This window comes from Caballeronia arationis, assembly GCF_001544975.2.
Taxonomy (GTDB): domain Bacteria; phylum Pseudomonadota; class Gammaproteobacteria; order Burkholderiales; family Burkholderiaceae; genus Caballeronia; species Caballeronia arationis.
In genome coordinates this window covers 1-23,214 of the sequence record NZ_FCOG02000094.1, presented here as the reverse complement: position 1 = coordinate 23,214, position 23,214 = coordinate 1, and the positions used below count along the sequence as shown (strand labels likewise).

Genomic DNA, 23,214 nt, shown 5'->3' with positions numbered 1-23,214 from the left:
TTGCTTGCGTTTTCCATTCTTCAAATCTCCCGTTACAGCCAAGATCCAAAGTCTCCTACATTTCCGGGGCGCTTCAGTGATGTCGCTAATTTGCGCGACGTCAAGATGAGCAGCGATACGCGGCGCGATGTTCTTACCGTAAGCGGTGGCCGGAGCCAGAATATGCGAATAGTTCTTCGCGATATTCAGCACCGTCCCTTCGACGTTCTCTGCCAGCCCGTCGGCCAGTTGCGGCGCATCGGCCAGCAGCACTTTCGATACGCCCGCGATCTTCGCGGCGGCATCGGCGGCGGCTTGCGCGTTCGAACCTGCCACGAGCACGTGGACGTCGCCACCGATCTTCGAAGCAGCTGCAACCGTATTCAGCGTCGCGGCCTTGATCGACGCGTTGTCGTGTTCTGCGATAACCAGAATCGTCATTTTCGTCGGTGTCCTTATAGCACTTTGGCTTCGGTCTTGAGCTTCTCGACCAGCGTCTTAACGTCCGGCACCATCACGCCAGCGGAGCGCTTGGGTGGCTCGGCGACTTTCAGCGTCTTCAGACGCGGCGCGACATCGACGCCCAGATCCGCGGGCTTCAGTGTTTCCAAAGGCTTCTTCTTCGCCTTCATGATGTTCGGCAGCGTGACGTAGCGCGGTTCGTTCAGGCGCAGGTCAGTGGTGATGACTGCGGGCAACTTGAGAGAGAGGGTTTCCGAACCACCATCGACTTCGCGCGCAACCGTCGCCTTACCGTCGGCGACAACCACTTTCGATGCGAACGTGGCCTGCGGCAGTCCAGTCAACGCGGCTAGCATCTGCCCAGTCTGATTCGAATCGTCGTCGATGGCTTGCTTGCCGAGGATCACCAGTTGAGGCTGTTCCTTGTCGACCAGCGCCTTGAGAATCTTGGCGACCGCCAGGGGCTGCAATTCATCAGCCGATTCAACAAGAATTCCGCGATCTGCGCCGATCGCCATCGCCGTGCGCAGCGTTTCCTGACATTGCGTCACGCCACACGACACGGCTACGACTTCAGTCGCAATGCCCGCCTCGCGCAAACGCACCGCTTCCTCGACCGCAATCTCATCGAACGGGTTCATCGACATCTTCACGTTCGCGATATCCACACCGCTTCCATCCGACTTCACGCGAACCTTGACGTTGTAGTCGACCACTCTTTTCATAGCTACAAGAATCTTCATTACCTTTCTCCAACTACGATGCTTCTAAAGGAACTTTCTGCTTCCCGCGACAGGTGCGACGAAGTCTTCGACGCCGCACCACCTCCAATGCAACGCTAAAAAGGCGAATCGCGGTCAGAGATCGACGTCCTTCGTCTCCGGGCCCATGAGCGCACCGATGCACGCAATGGCCCCCCCGATGCAAAGCAGCGCTACAGGTGCGTATTTCATGGGCATAATCGCGCTCAGCCAATTCATGTAAAACGCGTAGAACGAAGGGATGATGACCGACAAGCTATATCCGACGCCAAATCCGGTCGCTCGAACCCCGGTCGCGAAACGTTCGTTGATGTAGGTGACAATGACCGCCCATGCCGAACTTGCGGTGATCGCTAATGCGCAGACAACAAGCACGATGATAGGAAGCCCCATCCCACTAGCGTTGATAAGGAAATACAAGAGCCCGGCACCCACGGTCGTCGTCAAAGCCCCAATAAGAGACAGCATCCTCCGGCGGCCAATTCGCTGACCCAACATTCCAGCACCGACATAACTAAAGCACAGAACTGTGTACGCCAGCATCAAAGTCCCCGTCATCTGGAGCGGCGTGAGATGCAGGGTCTTAAGCAGGATCCCCGTAGGAAGGAAGAGACCAACAATATTCTGCGTAAGCCAGAACCCGGTCATCATCAACAATACTTGCAAGAGGTTGCGCCGAGCTTGACCGTTGACCAAGCGACTGGCGGACGTGTTTTGTGGCTTTCCCGACGATTTTCCTTTCCAAACCTGAGACTCAGAGACTTTGCGAACATAATAAAGAGCCAGGAGCGCTGCCATCAGTGCACCGAGGACAAAAGGAATCCGCCATCCCCAGCGAGCGTAGTCCGACTGCGGTCCATCCATCGGAAATAGGGCAAACATGATCATGGCGAGGAGATTGATGACCACATATGCGGCAGGGAAGCCTGCCAGAATCAGGCCACCCACCAAACCGCGTTGCTCCTTCTTGGAGTATTCAATCGCGAGCGGCAGTGCTCCGGTGTAGCCGCCGCCGAGGAAAATCCCGTCGACAAATCTGAGAATCACCAGAAGCCAGTATGACGCGATGCCAATGGTTTCATAACCAGGTATCAAAGCGATCATGAGCGTAACGACAGCGAAGCCACTCACCGAAGTAATTGAGGCGGCGCGTCGACCAACCCGATCCGCGATACGGCCGAATATAATTGCGCCGAGTGGACGTCCGAGAAGCGTCGTGATAAATACGAGCGACTCCAGGATCGCCTGATGTCCGCCCGACAGATTTTTCGGAAGGAAGTACGCCTGCATGGGCGCGAGGATGATCACCGGGAGATATATGTCAAACATATCGATAAATTCCGAGAACACTGCGCCTTTGATGGCGCTCCTGCGCTTCTCATCGCTGGTCCCTTCTCGAGCTACATCCTTGATATCGTCAACGCTTACCGTTTTCATAACTGTCTCCAATTTTTCGTACTCTGGACACGATCGTCGGGCGACGCAATTAGGCCCGAATCAGGTGTCGCCTGATTCTCGTAAAACCTACCGAGGATGTATTGCCGGCTGCCAAAACGTCCGGCGCGCAAGTCCCATCACCCGCATCACCGACCGACAGCGGGATGAGCTCTCGTCTGGCGGTGATAAGTCAGTCCATGTGTTACTCGCTACTTTTTCAAGAGCGGACAATTACTTTCAGCCAGTGACTCGAAGGCCTCAGCTTTTGGAATGACGGAGCGAATTTTCAGCAAGTCCCACTCTCCTTTGGATTCGGAAGGCTTTTTAGCTTCTGCCAAGTACATGTCGTGTACCATGAGACCGTTCGCTTCTATACGACCGTCCTTCGTAAAGAAATCCCTGATCGGAGTCGCGCGCATCTTCTCCATCACTTTGTCGCTGTCCGTCGTTCCTGATGCCTGGACGGCGTTCAGATAATGGATAGTCGCCGAGTACATACCCGCTTGAACCATGGTTGGCATCTTGTTCGTAGCAGAGTAAAACTTCTTCGCAAACGCGCGCGTTTGATCGTCTTGATCCCAATAGAATGCGGTGGTGAATTGAAGTCCCTGCGCCGTATTCAGACCCATTCCCTTGAGATCAGTGTCGAAGATCAGCAAAGGCGCCACGATCAAACCGTTTCGCGACAACCCAAATTCGGCAGCTTGCTTGATCGCGTTCTGCGTGTCGCGGCCAGCGTTCGCCAGAGCGACAACTTGGGCCTTCGAAGACTGCGCCTGCAACAAATAGGATGCGAAATCTGATGCCGATAATGGATGCTTCACAGATCCCACTACGTCGCCCCCCATTTCCTTCACGACCCGCGTAGCCTGGCTCTGAAGAGAATTTCCGAACGCGTAGTCGGCCGTTATGAAAAACCAACGCTTATACCCTGCCTTAGCCAACGCACGCGCAGTTCCGTTGGCGAGAGAGTAGGTGTCGTAGACATAGTGGACGCCGTACGGAGAGCATTGCTTTCCAGTAAGTTCTGTCGTCGCGGACCCCGCGAAGATTGTGATCTTTCGTTTGTCGACGCCCAGCTTTTGCAACGCCAAGGCCGATGCTGAGTCGGTTGATTCGATGACGGCCTGAACGTTATCCTGGTCGTACCACGTGCGAACTTTGGTCGCGGTTACGTCTACTTTATTCTGATAGTCGGCCGAAAGGACTTCGACTGGCCTGCCCAAGACCTTGCCTCCGAAATCCTGTGCCGCCATCTTGACTGCCGTTACGCCACCTGCACCCCCAATGCCCGAATACACACCGCTCATATCAACGATGACGCCGATGCGCAGCGGCCCCGCCGCAGTCGCATCGGCTGCGTGGCTAACATTCGTCACTGATGCAACAGAACAAGCGGTCAAAACGATAATGGCCGCCCGAGTTGCGGTCCAGCGTTGCGATTTCATTATGTGTCTCCTTGCATATTTGGAATCGTTACACCAATTCGCCAAGTCACTTTCCGCAGTCGAAACGACCAAATCAGTTGGTTTAATTTCGTAGGCCTAACTGATGACGATTCAGCATTGCGTCCGATCTTGGAATTTTCCGTCGGTTATTCGAATCTAAGAATCGCCCTCCCCGCGACAGCACGTCTTTCGACTGCCATCAACGCCTGAACGCCGCTCTCGAGAGGTACTTTGAGCGCAACGCGTGCTCGAATTTGGCCTGCCACGTGAAGTTCATTGAGCTTCCGCTGAACTTCCTTTACCTTTTGTGGCATCCGATCGCGATAGTCGCTCCACTGCAGGCCCGAGACTTCAATGTTCTTAACGAGCAGGTAATTGGCCTTGATTTGCGGAATCTCACCAGATGCGAAGCCAATCACAACTCCCCTTCCACGCCACGCAAGCGCACGAAGTCCGGCACCAAACACATCCCCACCGAGCGCATCGAGAACGATATCCGCACCGTGGCCGCCCGTCGCCTCAAGGACCTGCCGTCGCAAGCTCTCGCGAATGTCGGGCATCGAGAGGTCGACGACGTGTGATGCTCCGTCCGCGAGGGCCTGCGCCGCCTGTTCAGGGCGATTGACTGCCGCGATAGCCTTTCCTCCAAGTGCGCGCACCAGCTGCAGCGCGGCCGCTCCGACTCCACCGCTCGCACCAGTCACAAGTACCGTTTCGCCTGCGACGAATCGGCCGCGTTCGCACAGAGCAAAGTAAGCCGTCTGGAAGGGCAAGCCGATGGCCACGGCGTCATCGAACGACATTCCCTCCGGCAACGACTCGCAGTTAGCCTCCGGAACGGCGACGCGCGAAGCATAGGCACCGTATTCCATCTGAGCCACCACCCTGTCCCCTGGCTTGATTTGACGCACCGCCGGCCCGACTGCGAGCACCACACCTGCAGCATCCTTACCGGGGGCGAAGGGCAAAGGAGGCAGATTCTGATAGTGGCCACGAATAACGAGCAGGTCCGGATAATTGATAGCCGCTGAGTGGACATTAATCAAAACAGAGTCGTCACCCAATACAGGGTCAGCGATCTCTCCGAAGTCAACATCTTCCGGTTCTCCGAATTTGCGAACAACAAGGGCCTTCATTATTGGTCACCTCGTCTCTCGGGTTCTAGGAAGGATGCCGTATTGGCGCCCAAGCCAGGTGCATCAATGACTTCGTGCATAGCGCGGAACTGTCGATCGACCGGTACAGGAAGTGCGGATATCGACGCACCGCCGGAAAGCCGAACCTTGTCCGATAAAATTCCCCGTTGCTGAAAATGGGGATCCGCCATCGCCTCTTCTAGATCAACGACGCGAGCGACGCACGTGTCGACGCCAGCGAATTTTTCTAGCCAGAAGGCCGCGGGCTTTTGCCGAATAACGGACGCAATCTTTTCTTTGATCTCGTCGCCGATGCCTTCAGCAGTGGAAAGTTCAGGCAGGCCTAACTCAATCACGAAGTTGCGCCAGAACTTGTTCTCGAGTGGAGCTGCGGCAAGATATTGACCATCTGCGGCGCAGTAAATTTGATATCGCGCAGTGCCGCCCGTCACTAGCTCGCCCGCAGGGCGTGGCCAGCCGTTTCCCGTTAGGCCCTGCGCCAACCCCCAATACGCGAACGTGAAGAGATTGTCTGACATGGATACGTCGAGATGGCGCCCCTGTCCGTCCGCGTCGCGCTGCCGCAAAGCGAGAAGAATATTCATCACCCCCGGATAGGCTCCGCCGGCGATATCGGCAACCAGCACCGGGGGAAGAACGGGAGCGCCATCGGACCCTCTCGTCAATCCCAGCAGACCGCTCTCAGCGATGTAGTTGAGATCGTGAGCGGCACGGTTCGACTTCGGCCCTGACTGCCCATACCCCGTGATGGAACAATAGATCAGCCTTGGATTCAACTGAGCGAGCGCCTCAAAGCCCAGCCCCAGCCGGTTCATGACCCCGGGCCGGAATTGCTCGACCAACACGTCAGCCTCCGCAGCAAGGGAGAGTATCGATTTCCGTCCCTCATCGGACTTCAAGTCTATGGCGATCGACCTCTTTCCACGATTCAACAAGCCAAAGTTGACGCTATCGTCACCGGAGCGGGGCGTGTACGACCGCATATCATCGCCGCCCTCAAGTTTCTCCACCTTGAGGACGTCGGCTCCCGCCTCTGCAAGCAACAACGTGCACAAAGGACCCGGCAACAGCGTACTGAAATCCAGGACCTTCAACCCGCTGAGAGGCTGATGAGACATCATTCGCCTCCCGTAATACGGTGATGGGCTACCTGTGCCCGACGCGCCGGCGCATAGGCTGCGTCTCCGAGTGCTCGATAAAGCGCCATGGACACTTCGCAATGATGATTCAGGCCTGTGCGATTCAGTAGCGCGATCGGTCCTTCTGGATAGCCAAGACCGAGGCGCAACGTCATGTCCAGATCCTCTGCGGTAGCCAGTTTCTCATCGAGACGGCGCAATGCAGCGTTGTAATAGGGCCGAACCAGACGGTCAACAATGCGCCCAGGGAAATCACCACAGACGGCGACCTTGAACCCTGCAGCTTCGAAGGCCGCACGGGCGTGCGCAAACGCTTCAGGTTGGGTTTGGGGTTGGCGAACCAGCTCTATCAGATTGCTCGGCTCAGCGTCACCGAGCCTAAAGCGTGCGAAGCCGACTATGTTCGACCCTTCTTTTGCGGAGTTCTCGCCAGTATGTTCACCGAGACATTCGGTTCCGAGCTCAATCGCCACGAATGGCGCATCCTGGACCATTTCACTCGCGCCGCGGAATGCGGTGCCCGCCGCTTCGCCCACAAAGACCAGGGATGGTCCCTCACCTCCCGCCGTAACAAACGGATGTGCAGCCGGAAACGAGCGGCTTTCGCCAGACTGAATTACTTTGTAGCTCATGGTCATGCTCCGAACATCTTCGTGTCACTGTAGGAATGGAAACCTCGGCCCGCTTTCTTGCCGAGCCATCCGGCAGCCATCATTCGACGCACCAACGGCGGACATGCTGCACGAGGCTCATTGGTCAGTTCGTACATCGCGGCGCAAAGCAGCTTTTGCGTGTCCATCCCAACCAGATCCAAAAGTTCCAGAGGCCCCATCGGATATCCCAACGCCGTCTTGATCGCCAAGTCGATGTCTGCGGGCTCTGCAACGCCTTGTTCGACCAGACGGATAGCGTCGTTGTTGAACGGGATGAGGAAATAGTTGAGGATGAATCCGGGGGTGTCTTGTGTTCGCACCGGCGTCTGACCCAGAGCCTGTGCAAATTTCCAGGCTTCATCGAATGTCTCACCGCTTGTGGTGAGCCCGGCCGACATTTCGATCAGTTTCATCAACTGCGCAGGGAGGCAGAAGTGCATGCCGACAAATCGGTCCGGCCGACCCGACCCACCGGCGATTTCAGTAATGGAGATAGTCGAGGTGTTGGATGCGAAGAGCGTATGAGCGGGACATATCGAGTCGAGCTGCTTGAACAGATCATGCTTTACCCGCAGGTCTTCGAATACCGCCTCAATCACGATGTCGCAATCCTTGAGCTCGTCGATCTGGGTCGTCCCGTGCCAACGCGACATGATTTCTGGAATCGAGTCGGCAGGAAGCTTGCCACGCTGTGCAGACTTGTCGAGGAAAGCGCTTGTCTGCGTACGTGCGCGAGCCAGCGCGTCTTCTCGCGTGTCATAAACTCGCGTGACGAATCCTGCTCGCGCGGCGACAATAGCAATCCCTACGCCCATTGTGCCGGCACCAACAACGCCCACGGTTTTGATAGATGTCATGTGAGTCTCCTATTTTTCGATGAAGCTACGTCCGATGAGCTGGCGATGAACTTGATTGGTTCCCTCCCAGATCTGCGTAATCTTGGCGTCACGCATCAGCCTTTCGACTCGATAATCTGAGCAATAGCCATAGCCACCAAGGAGTTGCACAGCGTCGGTCGTGATGCGCATCGCGGCGTCCGTCGCGCGCATTTTAAGAATCGATGCTTCGATTCCGATGTCTGTTTCGCCACTGTCCACCCTGCCCGCGACCTGCCACAAAAGTGATTCACAAAGAACGAGTTCAGCTGCCATATCGGCGAGCATGAATTGAATCCCCTGGAATTCGATGATCTTTCGACCCGACTGCTTTCGTTCGTTGATATATGCTGTTGCGTCTTCAAACGCCGCCCGTGCAATACCAAGGGCATGCGCGGCGACGCTCGGACGTGAACGGTTCAATGAGCCAAACAGGATTCGCAGTCCATCACCTGGCTTGCCGATGAGATTGGCGCGCGGTACGCGACAATTGTCGAACGACAGGGACGCCGTGCTCGATGCCCTCGTTCCCATCTTGTGTTCGGTTCCGGTGACCGACAATCCCTCTGTTCCTTTTTCCAGAACGAGTACTGAGATAGCGTCCTTGCCGTTGTCGATCTCTGACCACTTGCCGAACAGCAAATACAAGTCCGCCACGTCGCCATTGGTAATGAAGACCTTGCTGCCGTTGATGAAAATGTCATCGCCATCTGGCGTAAACGTCGTCCGCATGCCCGTCGCGTCTGAGCCGGCACCATTCTCGGTGATTGCGAGGGAAGCGAGACCTCCTTCTGCAATCCGTGGCAAAAGCCTCGCCTTCTGCTCTTCGTTTCCGAACTCGACGAGCGGTTTAATGGCGTGGAAGTTGGTCGCCCACACGATTCCAGTCGAAGCGCACGCCGCCGAGATTTCTCTTACGCATGTGGCATAGCAGGTGAAGGAAAGCCGCGCCCCGCCATACTCTTCCGGGATGAACATCGCATTCAAGCCCAGCTCATTGATGGCTTCGATGTTGTCCCACGGAAACGCCCCTGTGCGGTCATACTCCGCCGCGCGCGGCGCAATCTGTTCACGGGCCAGCGACCTCACGCTATCAACGATCATTTTTTCTTCGTCGGATAACGTGATGCTCGCGTCCAATCTTTCAAGTACATTCATTGTTGGCATCGCCTTGATCCTTTCTGTGCCGATTCATGGACGCCTAGAGCGCCATGCCTTGTCCGCCGTCCAAATAGAGCGTCTCGCCCGTCATGAAACCGCCAGGGACTGTGAAGAGCAGCCTTACTAACTGGGCTACATCCTCGGAGGCACCCGGCGCACCGGTGGGGATCCGTTTTGCGAGGAACCGGCTGAGCGGACCGCTTTGAAGCGACTCTTTATTCAAGTCCGTGGCAATGTATCCGGGGGCAACGTTGTGAACGCGTATTCCCTGGCTTGCCCACTCCACCGCCAGGCACCGCGTGATGGCACCTACTGCGGCCTTCGAAGCGCAATAGGCAGCATTGCGCTTGACGCCAAGCTTGTCGAAGAAGGAGCCTATATTGACGATCGTCCCGCTCCCGCTCTTACAAAGATAGGGATAGGCAAGCTGGCTGGTCATGAACACGGAACTGGCGTTCGCCGTCATAACCTTCTCGAAGTCGCCGATGGACTGAGACTCCGCGTCGCCGTCCATATGGAGGCCCGCATTGTTAACCAGGCCGACGAGTGGTCCGTCGGCTTGGCACATAACTGCTGCGATAGCCGACTTAACCGACTCGTAGCTGGTCACGTCGCATTCGGCGGTGATGAAGCGTGCACAAATGTTTGGGTCTGAGATATCCCGAGTCGGAAGTGCGCCGGAACGTGAGAGACAGCCCACTGCGAAGCCGTCTTGTGCCAGCGCTTCAGCGATCGCGGCACCGATCCCTCTGCTTGCGCCGGTGACGAGGATGCAGCCTTTGTTCATGTCATTGATCCTTGAAAACGGGTTTGCGCTTTTCGACAAAGGCGTTCATTCCCTCTGCAGCATCCGCAGTCTGGAAAGCCAACGTTGACAGATCGGCCTCAACCTTCAAACCATCTTGCAGGCTGACCTCCGCGGCACGCTGTATCGCCTCTTTTGCGAAAAGCGTCGCACAGCGGCTGTACCTAACAAACTGAGCCGCAAACTCGCGCCCCAGCGCTACCGGGTCGGTGCCCTCGACGATCCGGTTGATCAGACCGATGCGTTCCGCTTCAGCCGCATCGATGCTTTTGCCCGAAAGAACGATTTCGAGCGCCCGTGCCTGACCGACAAGCCGCGGCAGCCGTTGCGTTCCCCCATAGCCCGGAATGAGCCCCAGCTTGATCTCTGGCAAACCCATCTTCGCGTTGGGTGTGGCGATCCGGAACGTGCAGGCCATCGCAAGTTCGAGTCCCCCGCCAAATGCGTAGCCATTGACGACCGCGATCGACGGAATGTGCAGCTTGTCCAGCTTTGAAAACGTCGCCTGTCCGAGTTCGGCTCCGTCTCGCTGGGCGACAAGGTCTCTTCCCATGAGCTCCTTGATATCCGCGCCGGCGCAGAACGCCTTGCCGCCGCTTCCGGTGATCACGAGCGCTCTTGCATCGGTGCCTGCAACCTCGTCGAAGGCTGCAGAGAGCTCATTGAGAACGGCGAAACTCAATGCGTTGAGCGCTTCAGGACGGTTCAGACTCACGAGAGCCAGGCCGTCAATGGTGTCGAGCGTGACTGACAATTCAACCTCCCGTAGTAGACTTCGCGCGGTAGCGGACCGCTTCGGGAGAAAGGCCGCCAGATTTCACCCAATCCACCAATTCCCGCTTAAGAATCTTTCCGCTCGCCGTGAGCGGAAACACATCCAGCGAGGCGAAGTATTCCGGCATGTCGTACTTCGACAGGCCCGCTTCCGCTAAATGGTCGAGCATCGATTCAGCACTGACGACAACTCCCGATTTCGGGACGATCGCGAGACAGACTTTTTCACCGAGTCGCTCATCGAAGACGGGGAATGCGGCGGCACGGTCGATATCGGCGTGACGCATTGCAAGTTCTTCGATCGTCGCAGGAAAGATGTTGTGGCCACCACGAATAATCAGGTCCTTCTTGCGGCCGACAATTTGCAGGCATCCAGTCTCGGTCAGCACGCCCAAATCCCCGCTCATGAACCAACCGTCTCGATTAAAGGAGGATTCAGTCGCTGCCTGATTGTCGAAGTAGCCCAGCATGAGAACGGCGCCGCGCCCACCGATCTCGCCAATCTCTCCGGGCTCTGCTTCGACATCGATGTCGTCCTGCTTCCAAAGTTTGATTTCGTAGCCCTTGCAAGGACGCCCGCAGGTCGAAACGATCGTGTCTGCGGTATCACTGGGTCGCGTATAGTTGTGTGAGCCGTTCTCAGTCATGCCATACACATTTTGCGGCGTGATGCCCAGGCTCATGAAGCGTTGCGCAATGTCACGCGGAATGGCCGACCCCGCCATATAAAAGGTCTTCACATTTCCAAGACTCGTGATGTCGCGTCGACGCATTTCTGCGAGAACGTCCATCGCATGCGTTGGCACGCCCATCACATAGTCCGCTTCTGTTTCGACAATCCAATCGAGACTCGATGCGCCCCTCGCGGGATCAGTCATGATCAACTCGAGACCGGCCACCAACATCTGCTCGATTGCCACGGTTGCGATATGGTGGCTCATCGGGCTTAGAGAGAGCAGCCTGGTATCGCTGGAATGGCCCCAATCTGCTGCAAGCGCGCGTCCGTTCGCAAGAAGTGTGTTGTCGCTATGCATCACCCCCTTTGGCGCGCCCGTCGTTCCCGAGGTGAACGCGAGATAGACGATCTTGTCGGCATCCAGGTCGGGCGCGAGCAGCACAGACGGAGGAACGCGCTCGGGAAACGGAAGCTCAGTTGAGTTGTCCGACTCCGCCTGACGATCGAAGACCATCAAGAGCCCTGGAATTGACTTCGCGCGTTCGAATATGGACTGCTCGCGACCATTGGCTCCGTACCCGCGTTCCGCAAAAAACGCCTTGCACTTGATGCGCTCAAGCAGAGTTGCAATTTCCTCGACGGTATAGTTTTGATGCAAAGACGGTGCGCAAACGTAGCCATTTCGCGAGCACGCAAGAAAGATGATGACCGTTTCGATGACATTGGGGAGCCACACCCCCACTCGGTCGCCCGGTCGCAGTCCACCGCGATGCAACGATTCGGCGACGCTATCGGCCCATTCGATTACTTCGCGCCACGTGGGTCGCCGACTTGCATCCCGCAACGCGTAATCCGAAGGCCGCTCTCGGGCATGACGACGCGCCAGGCTGTACAGCGTATCTTGCTGCCACACGCCCGTCAGATAGTAGTCCCGCGCCCGTTGGGGGTTGTGAAGCGTCAATATGTTTTGCATGACGTCCGTCCGGAAGTGGATGAGGAGGCGCGGTCAGTGACCGAACTTGGATGTATCCGGTTCACGGCGCTCAGCAAACGCCGAAGCGAGTTCGGCGTGCTCATCGGATTCAAGGTAGCCGCGCAGCAGAATGTCATGCGACATCCGGGACAGCCCGCTCACACCGCCATGCCGCGCGTTGAAGGCGGACTTGATCGACGCAAGTGCCAACGATCCACGTTGCGCGATCTCGAGAGCGTACTTTCGAGTCGCGTCCTTCAGTTCGTTATCCGGCACAACCATGTTGACGAGACCCCACTCGAGCGCTTCCCGCGCGCTGATCTTCGGGTTCCGATACCAGATGTCCTTCGCACGCTTCTTTCCGACGAGATCCTCTAGGTACCACGTACCGTAGCCAGCGTCGAAACTGCCGACCATCGGACCAACCTGCCTGAAGACGGCGCTTTCCTTCGCGATGGTGACGTCGCATACGACCTGCAGGACGTTTCCACCGCCAACCGCGAAGCCATTTACCGACGCGATAACGGGCTTCTGCAAACGGTCGATGCTCTCGTACATTTCCAGCGTCGGGAGCACTCCCGCGTAGAGCAACGAGTCTTCCATGCCATCTTTTCGGCCACCGGTGCAAAAAAACTTGTCTCCCGCACCTGTGATAACCACGACCCGCGTGCGTGTTTCACGGCGGATGAGTTCGATGCAGTCGCGGATCTCGTGACACATCTTCTCTGTAAACATGTTTCCGTCGTGCGGACGATTGATGGTAATCGTGCCGATGGGACCTTCTTCCTGATACAAGATTTCTTCGAATTTCATTTTTGTCTCCGTTTTTAAGATTCAAATAATTTGACGATCTTTAAGCCCTGCAATGCAAACGTCCGACATGCCCAAGCGCTCGCGTAAGACCCGTTCGGTGTCGACACCGAGAACTGGCGGTGCACGACGATGCACCTCACTCTTGCCATCGAAGCGAATACCCAGACCAACCTGCGGGACCTTGCCCCGCACCCCTTCGACTGAATAGAACAAACCTTCGGACCGAAGGTGCTCGTCCTCTACGACCTGGTCCACTCGATTTATGGGACCCGCCGGAATTCGGTTTTCGTTGAATAACGCCAACCAGTAGTGACGCTCGCGAGTTGCAAGCAATGATTGAATCGCCTCTACAATACTTTCGCGCTGAGCTCGCCGGTTTGCGTTCGTCGCGAGCGACGCCGAGGCGCCATATTCCGGTTTCCCCACGGCCGTCCAGAAACGCTGCCATATGGCGTCGTTGCCTAGACCGAGAGTGATCGGCTCGTCCGCGGTCTCAAAGACCTGATAGATTGCAATGACCGAGTCTCGACCTCCTGACCGAGTGACGCGCTCACCCGACCCAAGGTAAGGAACAACGCGAGGGGCCATGAATCGGACCATGCTGGCTACCATCGAAACGTCAATGCTCTTGCCTCGACCGGTCCGTTGCCGCTCGAACAGCGCTGCGACAGTTGCCAAAGCGACATCCTGACCGGCGAGCAGGTCTGCCGCCGGCGTACCGACTTTCTGCGGACCATATTCTTTCTCGCCGGTTAAGTCCATCACCCCTGAATATCCCTCCGCGATGAGGTCGTAACACGGCAGATTGGCTCGTGCTCCATGCGAGCCAAACCCCGTAAGTGCAACATGAATCAGCGTCGGGTATCGGGCTTTCAGCGATTCGAAGTCCAACGCTAGCCTTTGTTGAACGTCTAGAACTACGTTGACCACAAGTACGTCTGTCGAAGCTAAGAGTTGGTCGAAAATGCGCCGTCCCTCCGGCTGCTTGATATCGAGCGTCAAACTTTCCTTGTTGCGGTTAATGCTGAGAAACCAAAGCGATTCCCCATCCAGAAACGGCGGCCCCCAGGCGCGGGTATCATCCCCAGCGCCGACACGCTCCACCTTGGTTACTTCTGCGCCAAGGTCCGCTAATAGTTGTGTTCCGTAGGGTCCGGCAATGGAGGTCGTAAGGTCTAACACTCGAACTCCCTTTAAAAGTTCGAGTCCTGTGGTACCTGTTGCGGTCGGAAGGTTATCTAGTGGGCTCATCGCGGTTGTCTCTGTTGTCTGCTCTCCTTATGCGACAACCGTGCCATGTTTGAAAATGCGGCATTGCACTTTTCTAGAAAAGGCTTACTCATAGCGTGTCCTAGGCGTCGACGAGCGAAACAATGTTGCAATGCAAAATTGAGAATTCGAAGAAATGTGTCCACCGTTGAGGACACATGACCCATGTCTGTGTGTTTCGACTACACTTGGAATACACAAAAACGCATCGGAGGGGATGTGGGACACGCTACTACTGGCGTGCTGGTGCTCGACACAGCGGGCCAGGTGCGATTTGCCGCAGGATTGGGCAGCGATACATCCGTCATTGATGCTGTCACCAGTCTCTGGCGGCGACGGGCAACAATGCCGCTAAAACGTATGTTCGCCCTCAACGAATTGGAGCGGCCCCTGACCGTAGCGACCGTTAGCACGGCCCAAGGCGCGTGTTTTCTTTTGTTTCTTGGCGAACAAGGAGACGAGCTATCTGAATTCATCGCCAGCGTGGATTTCTCAGACGAAATTCTCCGCCACTTTGTAACCAACGCTTACGAGGCAGTCACCGTAGTCGATAGGGAAGGAACGCTTCGCTACATCAGCCCAATACACGAGCGATTCTTCGGATTGCGCCATGGAGCTGGGACGGGAAGGCCCGTCACTGAGGTAATCGAGAACACTCGGCTACCAGAAGTCGCAAAGAGCGGGAAGCGGGAAATTGGACAGGTGCAGGAGATGAACGGCATTACGCGCGTCGTGACACGCACGCCTATCTTCGACCGCGATCAGAACTGCGTTGGCGCGATTGGCCAGGTCATGTTCAAAGGCCCGGAAGCAATTGAGCAACTGAGTGTCGAACTCGCACGAGTGCGTCAGGAACTGGCTTTCTACCAGCGCGAACTGTCAGGCATGCGGAATCGTGCATACGGGCTTGACCAAATCGTTGGAGACAGCGATTCGGTAAGACGCCTGAAGGACGATATCGTCCGCGTGGCTCCGCTTGACGTACCCGTCTTGCTAGTCGGCGAAAGCGGCACAGGCAAGGAACTGGTAGCGCACGCGATACACCTTCTCAGTGGTCGCAGCGACAAGCCCCTAGTCCTCGTCAACGCTGCCGCAATGCCTGCCAATCTGGTAGAAAGTGAACTCTTCGGGTATGAAGGCGGCGCGTTCACTGGCGCCGATAAGAAGGGACGCAAAGGCAAGTTCGAACTGGCGGACACGGGCACCCTCTTCCTTGATGAGATCGGCGACATGCCGCTCGAAATGCAAGTCAAGCTATTGCGCGTGCTCCAAGATGGCACTTTCGAACGACTGGGAGGTGATCGCCCGAAGCGCTCGGACTTTCGGCTGATTTCTGCCAGTAACCGCAACTTCGACGCCATGATTAAAGATAGCAGTTTTCGACTCGATCTTTTCTATCGCATCAGTGCTGTGACGTTACGTCTGCCACCTCTGAGAGAGCGTCTCGACGACATCCCCTTGCTCGCAGACAAATTCCTCAGCGATTTCGCTACCCGCCATCGAATGCCAAAAAAGTCTTTGAAACCAGACGTGATACGTCATCTTCAAGAACGTCCTTGGCCGGGCAATATTCGACAGTTACAGCATGCCATCGAGCGAGCCGTAATTTTCTCGGACAACGACTACCTAAGTGTAGAGAACTTCGAACAATCGTCGGTTCAGTCTGACCTTGATCCTTCCGGTTATCCCGATCTCACTCGCAGCTCATCGTTGAGCAGGGCAGGCATTCGCGTCGCTAAAGAGAAAGTGGAGCTTGACTTGATTAAGCAAGCCTTGGCAGAGCACAAGGGAAACAAGAAACGCGTTGCAGAAGTGCTTGGAATGTCTCGCTCATACCTATACAAGCGGTTAAAAGAGCTTGAAAACCATTGAGGTATCAACCGCACATAGCCCACCGATTCGACCGCAATTTGAGCGACGCCAGGTATGGGCGGTGCGACCAGGCAATCGGCGAGATTCGTTTGCCCGATTCAATCCAATATCACTCAGGTCGCGGTGGCAAGCCCCCCATTCCCACTCCCGCCTGTACTGCAGTCAATCAAGAAGGTGACTTTCAAGCGCCGCCTGCTATCTCCTATGCCCGTACCTGCGTCGTAACAATGTCAAAAAATGACCTGAGATTTTTTCACGGCTTGAACCCGGAGCTATCTTCGTTAGCGAGACGAACAAGTTCGTCGATCACTACACGCACGCGTGGTTGCACATACTTCGTTCGTGGCCAGATAACATGGACAGGCATCTCTCCTCCGGACAAATTGCTGAGAATCTCCACCAGCTCTCCACGCCGTATATGTTCGCCCACGAGCCAGGTCGGCAGTTGAGCCACGCCGCATCCGGCTAGCGCAGCGTTGAGCATCGCCTCGCCGTCGCCCCATTCGTGACGCGCCGTGACGGGCGTTAGTTCGAATTCACCTACCTCATTTCGCAGCAACCAAGCCGCACGCTGACCTCGTTGCAATCCGGCAATGCAGTTGTGGGTTAGCAGTTCCTGTCTGTTCTTCGCCGCTCCGTAGCGGGCTAGGTAACCAGGCGCGACGCATATGACCAACCGCTGCTCTCCAAGCCGGCGCGCCGCGATGTCGGCGTCATCCCGTAAGCGGCCTATCCGAACGGCAATATCCACGCCTTCGGCGATGAGGTCTGCCAGACGCTCGCTGAAATTCGTGGAAAGGTCCAGGCGTGGGTGCCGGGCAGCGAGCCGAAGCAGCGACGGCAGGACATGACGTCGGCCAAATGTCGCGGGAAGCTCAATACGAACTCTTCCGACCGGCTCCTGGCGGCCGGTAGTCAGGAAGCTCTCAGTTTCATCTAGCTCTCCGAGAACACGCAGACAGGTTGCGAGGTATGCCTCTCCCTCGTTCGTCAACGTGAGGCGACGTGTTGTGCGATGAACGAGCTTCGTGCCAAGACGCTCCTCAAGACGAGTCACCGCCTTGCCCACGGCGCTGCTCGTCAATTCGAGTTGGAGACCCGCGGCCGTGAAGCTGCCCGCCTGCGCAGACAGCACGAATTCATGAAGCCCGGAAAATCTGTCCTTATCGATCATTCTGGAACCCCAGGATGAAGTGAATGGAATTCTAGCTGGTTATTTTCCTTCAGGGACAAAATTAGAATGCTAGATAACCATGGAGGTCAGCATGAACAGCATTGCCGAGCACGACTTGTCCATCGCCCCTATTCTCGAACAGCCGGCTTACACTCGGCTGTTCGCGCCTGAGAAGCTGACAGTCGGCCTCATCCTTCCGCTCGAAACCCATCCCGACAGCCCCGCGCCCACCATGCGCGACCATGTAACCATGGCGCAGAAGGCAGATGAGCTTGGGTTTGGCGCGCTGTGGATGCGAGATGTGCCGTTTTATGACCCGCGTTACGGTGACGTGGGCCAAATCTTTGACCCGATTGCCTATATCGGTTATCTCGCCGCGTTCACGCAACGAATCGCCCTTGGAACCGCTGGCATCGTCTTGCCAATGAGGGAACCGCTGATACTGGCGAAGCAGATTGCCTCATTGGACCACCTCTCCCGAGGACGTATGGTGCTGGGCCTCTCGTCCGGCGACCGACCCGCTGAATACCCTTTGTTCGATATTGACTTTGAGACTCGCGGTGACCGGTTCAGAGATGCCTTCGAGGTCTACAAGACGGTTTCGGAGCAAAGCTTTCCGCGCTTCTCGTCGCCTCGCTTCGGGCAATCGGACGGCATGCACGACTTGGTGCCAAAGGCACCCTTTGCTCGCACACCGGCAATCGCGGTAGGTCAAGCACAGCAGAGCCTGGCGTGGATTGCCAAAAACATGGACGGCTTCATCGGGTCCTCGCCCGTTCCGCAACACCTTCCGGCATTCGCCGCGAAGTGGCGAGACGAGGTGCAAGCTCAGTGCGGTGAAGAGCGGTTCAAGCCCCTGGGCATCGGTGGCTTCCTCGATTTGGTGAAGGACCCTGATGAACCGCTCGTACGGACCCGAGGCGGCTTCCGCTCGGGCAGCCGAGGTCTGATGCGCTTCTTGAAGGATGCGCAAGCCGCAGGTGTGAATCACATTGCCCTCAATCCGAAGATAAGCCGACGTCCCTATGCGGACCTGATGGATGAACTTGCCTCTGAGGTCCTGCCTCATTTCCCGTCGCATTGACCGACTGTCTCATTAGGCAGCTTTCTAGTCGCGAAATCCCGCTCTCGGAAAACTCCATGAGACTATTTGAGCCGTTCGACTTGGCAGGACTGCAACCGCCAAACCGAATCGTGATGGCACCCATGACCAGGTCTCGGGCAATCAACACGGTCCCCGATGACCTCACTGCGCTCTATTACCGGCAACGTGCCGGCGCAGGCCTCATCGTCACTGAAGGCTCGCAAATCTCCGTTGAAGGTCGCGGTTACCTGTTCGCCCCGGGAATTCATTCGGCGGAGCAAGTAGCGGGCTGGCGCCGTGTTACAGAAGCGGTGCATGAAGCAGGAGGTCGCATCTTTATACAGCTCGGACACGTTGGGCGCGTATCGCACCGCTCGCTTCAGCACAAACGCGAAAGCCCAGTGTCTTCCGTGTCGCGCACCGCAGCGGGCGCCACTGCATACGCCTACGATCCAAGCGGCGCACCCGCCGCGGTCCCGGTGAGTCGGCCGCGGTCCTTAACGACGTTCGAGGTCGCGCGTGTCAAGAACGACTTCCTGCGGGCAGCAGAATCTGCTGTCGCCGCAGGCTTTGATGGCGTCGAGTTGCACGGAGCAAATGGCTATCTGATGGAGCAGTTCATCAATGGTGCATTGAACACTCGCAACGACGTATACGGCGGTTTTCGCATCGCCAACCGTCTTCGGTTTGTGCTCGAGACAATCGATGAAGTGAGCGCTGCAATTGGCCCGAGCATGACGGGCATTCGCCTGTCGCCCTTCGGGCGGCTCAACTCGATGGCTCCGTTCTCCGACGAAGAAGAGACCTGGCTGGCACTTGCCTGCGAACTGTCGTCTCGACGCCTTGCATATGTTCATCTGAATGACCAGTGGACGCTCGGACATCCGAACATGACACGCGACTTCCGTGCCCGATTCCGAAAGGTCTACTCAGGCACGTTGATGATGGCGGGCGGCTTTGGCAAAGCGAGCGCCGAGAACGCTTTGGCGTTAGGCCTCGCGGACCTCATCGCATTCGGTTCGCCCTTCATTGCAAACCCGGACTTGGTAGAGCGACTTTGGCGAGGATATCCCCTTGCACGAGTCGACCATACGACGCTCTACGAAGGCGGCCCTAAAGGGTACACCGATTACCCGGCCTATCAAGGCACATCCCCAGACCTGTCAGCCACCCAGTTGGCGTCTTAGCAAAGTCGAATCTACCCATGAAATCCCTCTTCGATTCTTTCAATCTTTCGGGCACGGTTCTCAAAAATCGTGTGGTCATGGCGCCGCTCACCCGAGCACGCGCGTCGAATGACGCCGCTGATGAGCGAACGGCGCTCTACTACACGCAGCGTGCAACAGCGGGCCTCATCGTTAGCGAAGGCACGTCAATCTCCCGCGAAGGCCGAGGCTACCTGTTCAATCCAGGAATTTTCACCGAGGAGCAAATTGCCGGCTGGCGGCTGACGACTGACTCGGTTCACGCCGTGGGAGGACGCATCTTCGCGCAGCTCTGGCACGTTGGCCGTGTCTCGCATCCCTCGCTGCAGGAAGACGGGAAGCTGCCCGTCAGCCCAAGCTCAAAGACGGCCGTAAACGCCAAGGCGTTCGCCTATAACGAGAACGGCGACCCCGCTCCGGTCGACACTCCCGCACCGCGTCAGCTAAAGACGGAGGAGATTCCGCGCATCGTGCAAGAATTCGCGCAGGCGGCGGACAACGCTATGCGGGCGGGTTTCGATGGTGTCGAGATTCATGGGGCCAACGGCTACTTGTTTGAGCAGTTCATGAATCCGCTCATCAATGACCGGACCGACATCTATTCAGGAGACACCGTTGCGAACCGCCTGCGCTTCACGCTTGAGGTGATTGACGCGGTGTCGGCGCGAATCGGCGTTGAGCACGTCGGCATTCGAATCTCGCCCTACGGGCAGTTGTTCGACATGCCGCAACATCCCGAAATTGATGAAACGTACACGGAGCTTTGCCGTGAACTGGGTCATCGACGCATCGCGTATGTGCACGTCATGAATCAGTCGGGCTACTCTCGACTCGATCATGCGCTTGAAAGTGCAGCCGAAACTGGCTTTCTCGGCCTGCTGCGGTCGATGAAGCCGCTCTTGCCGGATACCGCTCTCATCCTCGCTGGGAAAATGGATCGGCAGCGCGCCGAGCAGATGATTGCGGAAAACGTCATCGACCTAGCGGCTTTTGGCGCGGCGTTCATCTCCAATCCGGACCTCGTCGCTCGGTTGCAGAATGAGTGGCCGCTGACGCCCGCTGACCCCAGCACCTTTTACGGCGGCGGAGCGGAGGGCTACATCGACTATCCGCCGTACGCTCAGGCCTGACCGCTTGAAGTCAACGATGCGGCAGTAACGCTTCTCGAGTGGAATATATCTGCGCCCCGGGCCTGTAAAGGCAGACCGGGGCATAGTTGTTTCGCTACAGACTGCGAACTTCAGGGCGAATTCGGTTGACGACATTCAAGTCAATGGTCGTCCAGAACTCGGACGCGGCTTGGTCGACCTTGAGCGACTCGTGTTCATTGATGTCCGCGCTTGCCGGGCTCGTGAGGAAGTCTTCGAGGTCAGCGACATTCGCAAATCCCAACAGGCTCACGCCGTCTACCTCGGACGCTTGCGGGTGATAGAACGGCTCACCCTCCGCTTGCGGCCCGATGTTGTGAAGCTGGACGTACCGCTTCACGTACTCGCCGCGCTGCGCGAGCATGCTCACAACGGGCGCATGCTCGTTGAGCCACCATTGCTGAAACGCCTCGCGACTCGCTTCGGGCCGACGAGCGTGCAACTTGACGAGCGTCACTGCCTCGTTGCCGGTGGCGCTCGGAATGACGATGTGCTGCCGCGCAAGAATGGGGGCGATATCTCGGAACATCGCCCGGTCTTCCGGAAGAATCTTTGTCCGCACGCGCTCATTAGCAAAGACCGCGCCGATGTCGTCGGGAGTTGCGAAGTTCAGGTAAGCGACGCCGTCCCAACGTGGGCGTCGATACGCCTTGACATGTCCGATAACTGTCGGCAACAACCTACCGCTGGCATCGGCCGGCGCGTAGTACGGCGGCGCATCCGAGGAAGTCGGGCCTGGCGCGAACCGATGCAACTGGTCGTACCGCAAGAGTCGCTCGAGACTCTTGTCGTCCGACTCCTCAACATGGGTGAAGCGCACTCCGTGAATCTTCCGCCAGTACTCACCCCAGTGTTCGAAGTGCAGGTTTGGATTGCTCTCGAACCCGTTGGTTGCATGATTTTTCGCAGGGTCAAGAATCGGCTTTCCTTCGTCGTCGAGGGTATGCCCCTCGCCAAGTCTGCGTTGTTCCAGCGGCGTGTTATCCGCCCGCGAGAGCAACGAAAAGAGCACCGTCAGCGGCTCAGACCCACCTTGGCAAGTTTCCGCGTGAGGAGGTCGCAACAGCTTTTCCACTACCGAGTTAAACATTCGCTTGCCTTTGAGATGCATGAACGAAATATATTGCCAGTGTCGCGATGCCGGCAAGTACGCCAACGGTCCACAAGCCGAGCGACCATGCATGCGGAGAGCGATGCTACCCGCTGCGGCCCGAGTGCCATTCCGGCCATCGTGCCCGTCAACAGCATGCCATGGAGGCGGCTTCGGGCGCTAGGGTACAGACCGTTCGCCAAGTGCTGATGCGAAACGAAAGCGGCCATTCGCCCGAGGTCAGAAACGAGCGCGCCGATACCCGGCCTCCAAACGCTTAGCGGGGATACCGGCAGCACGCCGAAGGAGATGATGACCAGCAAGTTCAGCGGCGGCATGCAGGCGCGCACGTGGTACTTCATCGACCAAGCCGGCCATCGACATCCGTTTTATGCTCAGGGCCGGGTTGGCATCAACCGCGACGGAGCCGTCCTTGATGCTGCTCTCAACGGAAAAGGAATCGCCTGGCTTCCAGATTTACTGGTTAGCGAGACGCTAAAAGAAGCGTCTCGTCGAAGTCCTTCCGGGATATCGGCAAGGCGAATTTTCCCATTCACGCCCTCTGGCCAAAAAGTAACCACTTATCGCGGATGGTACGCCGCGTCGTCGACCTGCTGGCGGAACGCTTCCTTAAGCAGATGCCGTGGGAATGGAAGGGGTCGTCGTCCAGAACGTCCCATAACAGCGGCTAGCTTGCAAGTTTTGGCGCTCCGGCCAGTCTGCTATACAGCGACTGACCGGGGCGCGGTCCGACCGATTAGTCCTCGTCGTCCGCTTCTTGGCAGACGGGCCCTTCCTTCTTCGCCGCATCGGAGTCCCAGTACGGGAGGCTCGTATTGCCTTCAGATTTAAAGCAGCCAGCTTTCAGCAAGGGCAGATTCAGAGACGACGGAAGGCTTGAGCCGACGTACAGCGACACGGTACTTCCTGTCAATGACACCACCTGAGGGTGCGTCGGGAAGCATGCATCGGTGCCCAGTACCGGCGAACATTGGGAGTTGGCCGGCGGCGCAGACGCAATGCCATTCGATTGTTGCGAAGGAGTCTGGGTGCTGACTATGAGGCGGACCTTGCTTCCTGCGGCGATGGAGGCAAACTTTGGCGAGATGAGAAAGTCATATCGTCGAATGTTCCCCGCTGGCACGTAGTGGTCAGCGAAGTATTCGCCATACGGCTTCACTGCTCGAGAGTGCCGAGTTCTTGCGCCTTTCTCACGGTCTCATCTTGGCGTTCGTGAGCGCCGATCCAGTTCTCGGTAA

At 57.0% G+C, this 23,214-nt stretch carries 19 protein-coding genes and 1 pseudogene; 4 read left to right on the top strand and 16 right to left on the bottom strand.

What is annotated here, in order from left to right:
- The 14 genes and pseudogenes from AWB81_RS31490 to AWB81_RS31425 form a co-directional block, all read right to left on the bottom strand.
- Positions 1 to 420, bottom strand: a pseudogene (locus AWB81_RS31490) (hypothetical protein); the annotation flags it as partial.
- A 14-nt stretch (positions 421 to 434) separates the two neighbouring features.
- Complete coding sequence (locus tag AWB81_RS31485; protein WP_062640951.1) at positions 435 to 1,184, bottom strand: electron transfer flavoprotein subunit beta/FixA family protein; 750 nt, start codon at positions 1,182 to 1,184, stop codon at positions 435 to 437.
- Positions 1,185 to 1,298: 114 nt separating this feature from the next.
- On the bottom strand, positions 1,299 to 2,639 hold the full coding sequence (locus AWB81_RS31480) for an MFS transporter (protein ID WP_062640949.1): 1,341 nt from the start codon (positions 2,637 to 2,639) through the stop codon (positions 1,299 to 1,301).
- Between the two features lie 209 nt (positions 2,640 to 2,848).
- On the bottom strand, positions 2,849 to 4,087 hold the full coding sequence (locus AWB81_RS31475; protein WP_062640946.1) for an ABC transporter substrate-binding protein: 1,239 nt from the start codon (positions 4,085 to 4,087) through the stop codon (positions 2,849 to 2,851).
- 146 nt (positions 4,088 to 4,233) lie between these two features.
- Positions 4,234 to 5,223 carry an NADPH:quinone oxidoreductase family protein gene (locus AWB81_RS31470; protein ID WP_062640944.1) on the bottom strand — a complete coding sequence of 330 codons (990 nt, stop codon included), beginning with the start codon at positions 5,221 to 5,223 and terminating at the stop codon, positions 4,234 to 4,236.
- Positions 5,223 to 6,362 (bottom strand): CaiB/BaiF CoA transferase family protein, encoded by a 1,140-nt coding sequence (locus tag AWB81_RS31465; RefSeq protein ID WP_062640943.1) that lies wholly within the window; start codon positions 6,360 to 6,362, stop codon positions 5,223 to 5,225. Before AWB81_RS31465 ends, AWB81_RS31470 begins: the two co-directional genes overlap by 1 nt.
- The gene (locus AWB81_RS31460; RefSeq protein WP_062640941.1) at positions 6,362 to 7,015 is read right to left on the bottom strand and encodes a 3-hydroxyacyl-CoA dehydrogenase family protein; all 654 of its coding nucleotides are present in this window, start codon (positions 7,013 to 7,015) and stop codon (positions 6,362 to 6,364) included. Before AWB81_RS31460 ends, AWB81_RS31465 begins: the two co-directional genes overlap by 1 nt.
- Positions 7,016 to 7,017: 2 nt before the next feature.
- Positions 7,018 to 7,893, bottom strand: coding sequence for a 3-hydroxyacyl-CoA dehydrogenase family protein (locus tag AWB81_RS31455; RefSeq protein ID WP_062640938.1), 876 nt, complete (start codon positions 7,891 to 7,893; stop codon positions 7,018 to 7,020).
- Between the two features lie 9 nt (positions 7,894 to 7,902).
- The gene (locus AWB81_RS31450; RefSeq protein WP_062640936.1) at positions 7,903 to 9,069 is read right to left on the bottom strand and encodes an acyl-CoA dehydrogenase family protein; all 1,167 of its coding nucleotides are present in this window, start codon (positions 9,067 to 9,069) and stop codon (positions 7,903 to 7,905) included.
- 43 nt (positions 9,070 to 9,112) lie between these two features.
- The gene (locus AWB81_RS31445; RefSeq protein WP_062640934.1) at positions 9,113 to 9,859 is read right to left on the bottom strand and encodes an SDR family NAD(P)-dependent oxidoreductase; all 747 of its coding nucleotides are present in this window, start codon (positions 9,857 to 9,859) and stop codon (positions 9,113 to 9,115) included.
- Position 9,860: 1 nt separating this feature from the next.
- The gene (locus AWB81_RS31440) at positions 9,861 to 10,631 is read right to left on the bottom strand and encodes an enoyl-CoA hydratase/isomerase family protein (protein ID WP_062640932.1); all 771 of its coding nucleotides are present in this window, start codon (positions 10,629 to 10,631) and stop codon (positions 9,861 to 9,863) included.
- Position 10,632: 1 nt separating this feature from the next.
- Positions 10,633 to 12,300, bottom strand: a complete 1,668-nt coding sequence (locus AWB81_RS31435) for a class I adenylate-forming enzyme family protein (protein WP_062640930.1) — start codon at positions 12,298 to 12,300, stop codon at positions 10,633 to 10,635.
- A 33-nt stretch (positions 12,301 to 12,333) separates the two neighbouring features.
- A complete protein-coding gene (locus tag AWB81_RS31430) occupies positions 12,334 to 13,113 on the bottom strand; it encodes an enoyl-CoA hydratase-related protein (protein WP_062640928.1) in 780 nt (259 codons plus the stop codon).
- Positions 13,114 to 13,134: 21 nt separating this feature from the next.
- Positions 13,135 to 14,364 (bottom strand): CaiB/BaiF CoA transferase family protein, encoded by a 1,230-nt coding sequence (locus AWB81_RS31425; RefSeq protein ID WP_062640926.1) that lies wholly within the window; start codon positions 14,362 to 14,364, stop codon positions 13,135 to 13,137.
- 183 nt (positions 14,365 to 14,547) lie between these two features.
- On the opposite strand from AWB81_RS31425, the gene AWB81_RS31420 reads away from it, so the two are divergent.
- The gene (locus tag AWB81_RS31420; RefSeq protein ID WP_235025998.1) at positions 14,548 to 16,254 is read left to right on the top strand and encodes a sigma-54 interaction domain-containing protein; all 1,707 of its coding nucleotides are present in this window, start codon (positions 14,548 to 14,550) and stop codon (positions 16,252 to 16,254) included.
- 253 nt (positions 16,255 to 16,507) lie between these two features.
- Here the strand turns inward: AWB81_RS31420 and AWB81_RS31415 are convergent, their stop codons facing one another.
- Positions 16,508 to 17,428: a LysR family transcriptional regulator gene (locus AWB81_RS31415; protein WP_062640924.1), complete on the bottom strand. Its 921-nt coding sequence runs from the start codon at positions 17,426 to 17,428 to the stop codon at positions 16,508 to 16,510.
- 91 nt (positions 17,429 to 17,519) lie between these two features.
- Between AWB81_RS31415 and AWB81_RS31410 the strand changes: the two genes are divergently transcribed.
- Genes AWB81_RS31410 through AWB81_RS31400 form a run of 3 tightly spaced genes read left to right on the top strand, consistent with a single transcriptional unit; the run spans position 17,520 to position 20,847 of the window.
- Positions 17,520 to 18,512 (top strand): LLM class oxidoreductase, encoded by a 993-nt coding sequence (locus AWB81_RS31410; protein WP_235025997.1) that lies wholly within the window; start codon positions 17,520 to 17,522, stop codon positions 18,510 to 18,512.
- Between the two features lie 56 nt (positions 18,513 to 18,568).
- Positions 18,569 to 19,699 (top strand): alkene reductase, encoded by a 1,131-nt coding sequence (locus AWB81_RS31405; protein ID WP_062640919.1) that lies wholly within the window; start codon positions 18,569 to 18,571, stop codon positions 19,697 to 19,699.
- A gap of 17 nt (positions 19,700 to 19,716) precedes the next feature.
- Positions 19,717 to 20,847, top strand: coding sequence for an alkene reductase (locus AWB81_RS31400; RefSeq protein WP_062640917.1), 1,131 nt, complete (start codon positions 19,717 to 19,719; stop codon positions 20,845 to 20,847).
- A 94-nt stretch (positions 20,848 to 20,941) separates the two neighbouring features.
- On the opposite strand, the gene AWB81_RS31395 is transcribed toward AWB81_RS31400, so the two are convergent.
- Positions 20,942 to 21,955: an EthD domain-containing protein gene (locus AWB81_RS31395; RefSeq protein ID WP_062640915.1), complete on the bottom strand. Its 1,014-nt coding sequence runs from the start codon at positions 21,953 to 21,955 to the stop codon at positions 20,942 to 20,944.
- Between the last annotated feature and the right edge of the window lie 1,259 nt (positions 21,956 to 23,214).

Coding starts and splice junctions, on each gene's coding strand:
- AWB81_RS31485 (WP_062640951.1), bottom strand. CDS start 1,184: ATGAAGATTCTTGTAGCTATGAAAAGAGTGGTCGACTACAACGTCAAG.
- AWB81_RS31480 (WP_062640949.1), bottom strand. CDS start 2,639: ATGAAAACGGTAAGCGTTGACGATATCAAGGATGTAGCTCGAGAAGGG.
- AWB81_RS31475 (WP_062640946.1), bottom strand. CDS start 4,087: ATGAAATCGCAACGCTGGACCGCAACTCGGGCGGCCATTATCGTTTTG.
- AWB81_RS31470 (WP_062640944.1), bottom strand. CDS start 5,223: ATGAAGGCCCTTGTTGTTCGCAAATTCGGAGAACCGGAAGATGTTGAC.
- AWB81_RS31465 (WP_062640943.1), bottom strand. CDS start 6,362: ATGTCTCATCAGCCTCTCAGCGGGTTGAAGGTCCTGGATTTCAGTACG.
- AWB81_RS31460 (WP_062640941.1), bottom strand. CDS start 7,015: ATGAGCTACAAAGTAATTCAGTCTGGCGAAAGCCGCTCGTTTCCGGCT.
- AWB81_RS31455 (WP_062640938.1), bottom strand. CDS start 7,893: ATGACATCTATCAAAACCGTGGGCGTTGTTGGTGCCGGCACAATGGGC.
- AWB81_RS31450 (WP_062640936.1), bottom strand. CDS start 9,069: ATGAATGTACTTGAAAGATTGGACGCGAGCATCACGTTATCCGACGAA.
- AWB81_RS31445 (WP_062640934.1), bottom strand. CDS start 9,859: ATGAACAAAGGCTGCATCCTCGTCACCGGCGCAAGCAGAGGGATCGGT.
- AWB81_RS31435 (WP_062640930.1), bottom strand. CDS start 12,300: ATGCAAAACATATTGACGCTTCACAACCCCCAACGGGCGCGGGACTAC.
- AWB81_RS31430 (WP_062640928.1), bottom strand. CDS start 13,113: ATGAAATTCGAAGAAATCTTGTATCAGGAAGAAGGTCCCATCGGCACG.
- AWB81_RS31425 (WP_062640926.1), bottom strand. CDS start 14,364: ATGAGCCCACTAGATAACCTTCCGACCGCAACAGGTACCACAGGACTC.
- AWB81_RS31420 (WP_235025998.1), top strand. CDS start 14,548: ATGTCTGTGTGTTTCGACTACACTTGGAATACACAAAAACGCATCGGA.
- AWB81_RS31415 (WP_062640924.1), bottom strand. CDS start 17,428: ATGATCGATAAGGACAGATTTTCCGGGCTTCATGAATTCGTGCTGTCT.
- AWB81_RS31410 (WP_235025997.1), top strand. CDS start 17,520: ATGAACAGCATTGCCGAGCACGACTTGTCCATCGCCCCTATTCTCGAA.
- AWB81_RS31405 (WP_062640919.1), top strand. CDS start 18,569: ATGAGACTATTTGAGCCGTTCGACTTGGCAGGACTGCAACCGCCAAAC.
- AWB81_RS31400 (WP_062640917.1), top strand. CDS start 19,717: ATGAAATCCCTCTTCGATTCTTTCAATCTTTCGGGCACGGTTCTCAAA.
- AWB81_RS31395 (WP_062640915.1), bottom strand. CDS start 21,955: ATGTTTAACTCGGTAGTGGAAAAGCTGTTGCGACCTCCTCACGCGGAA.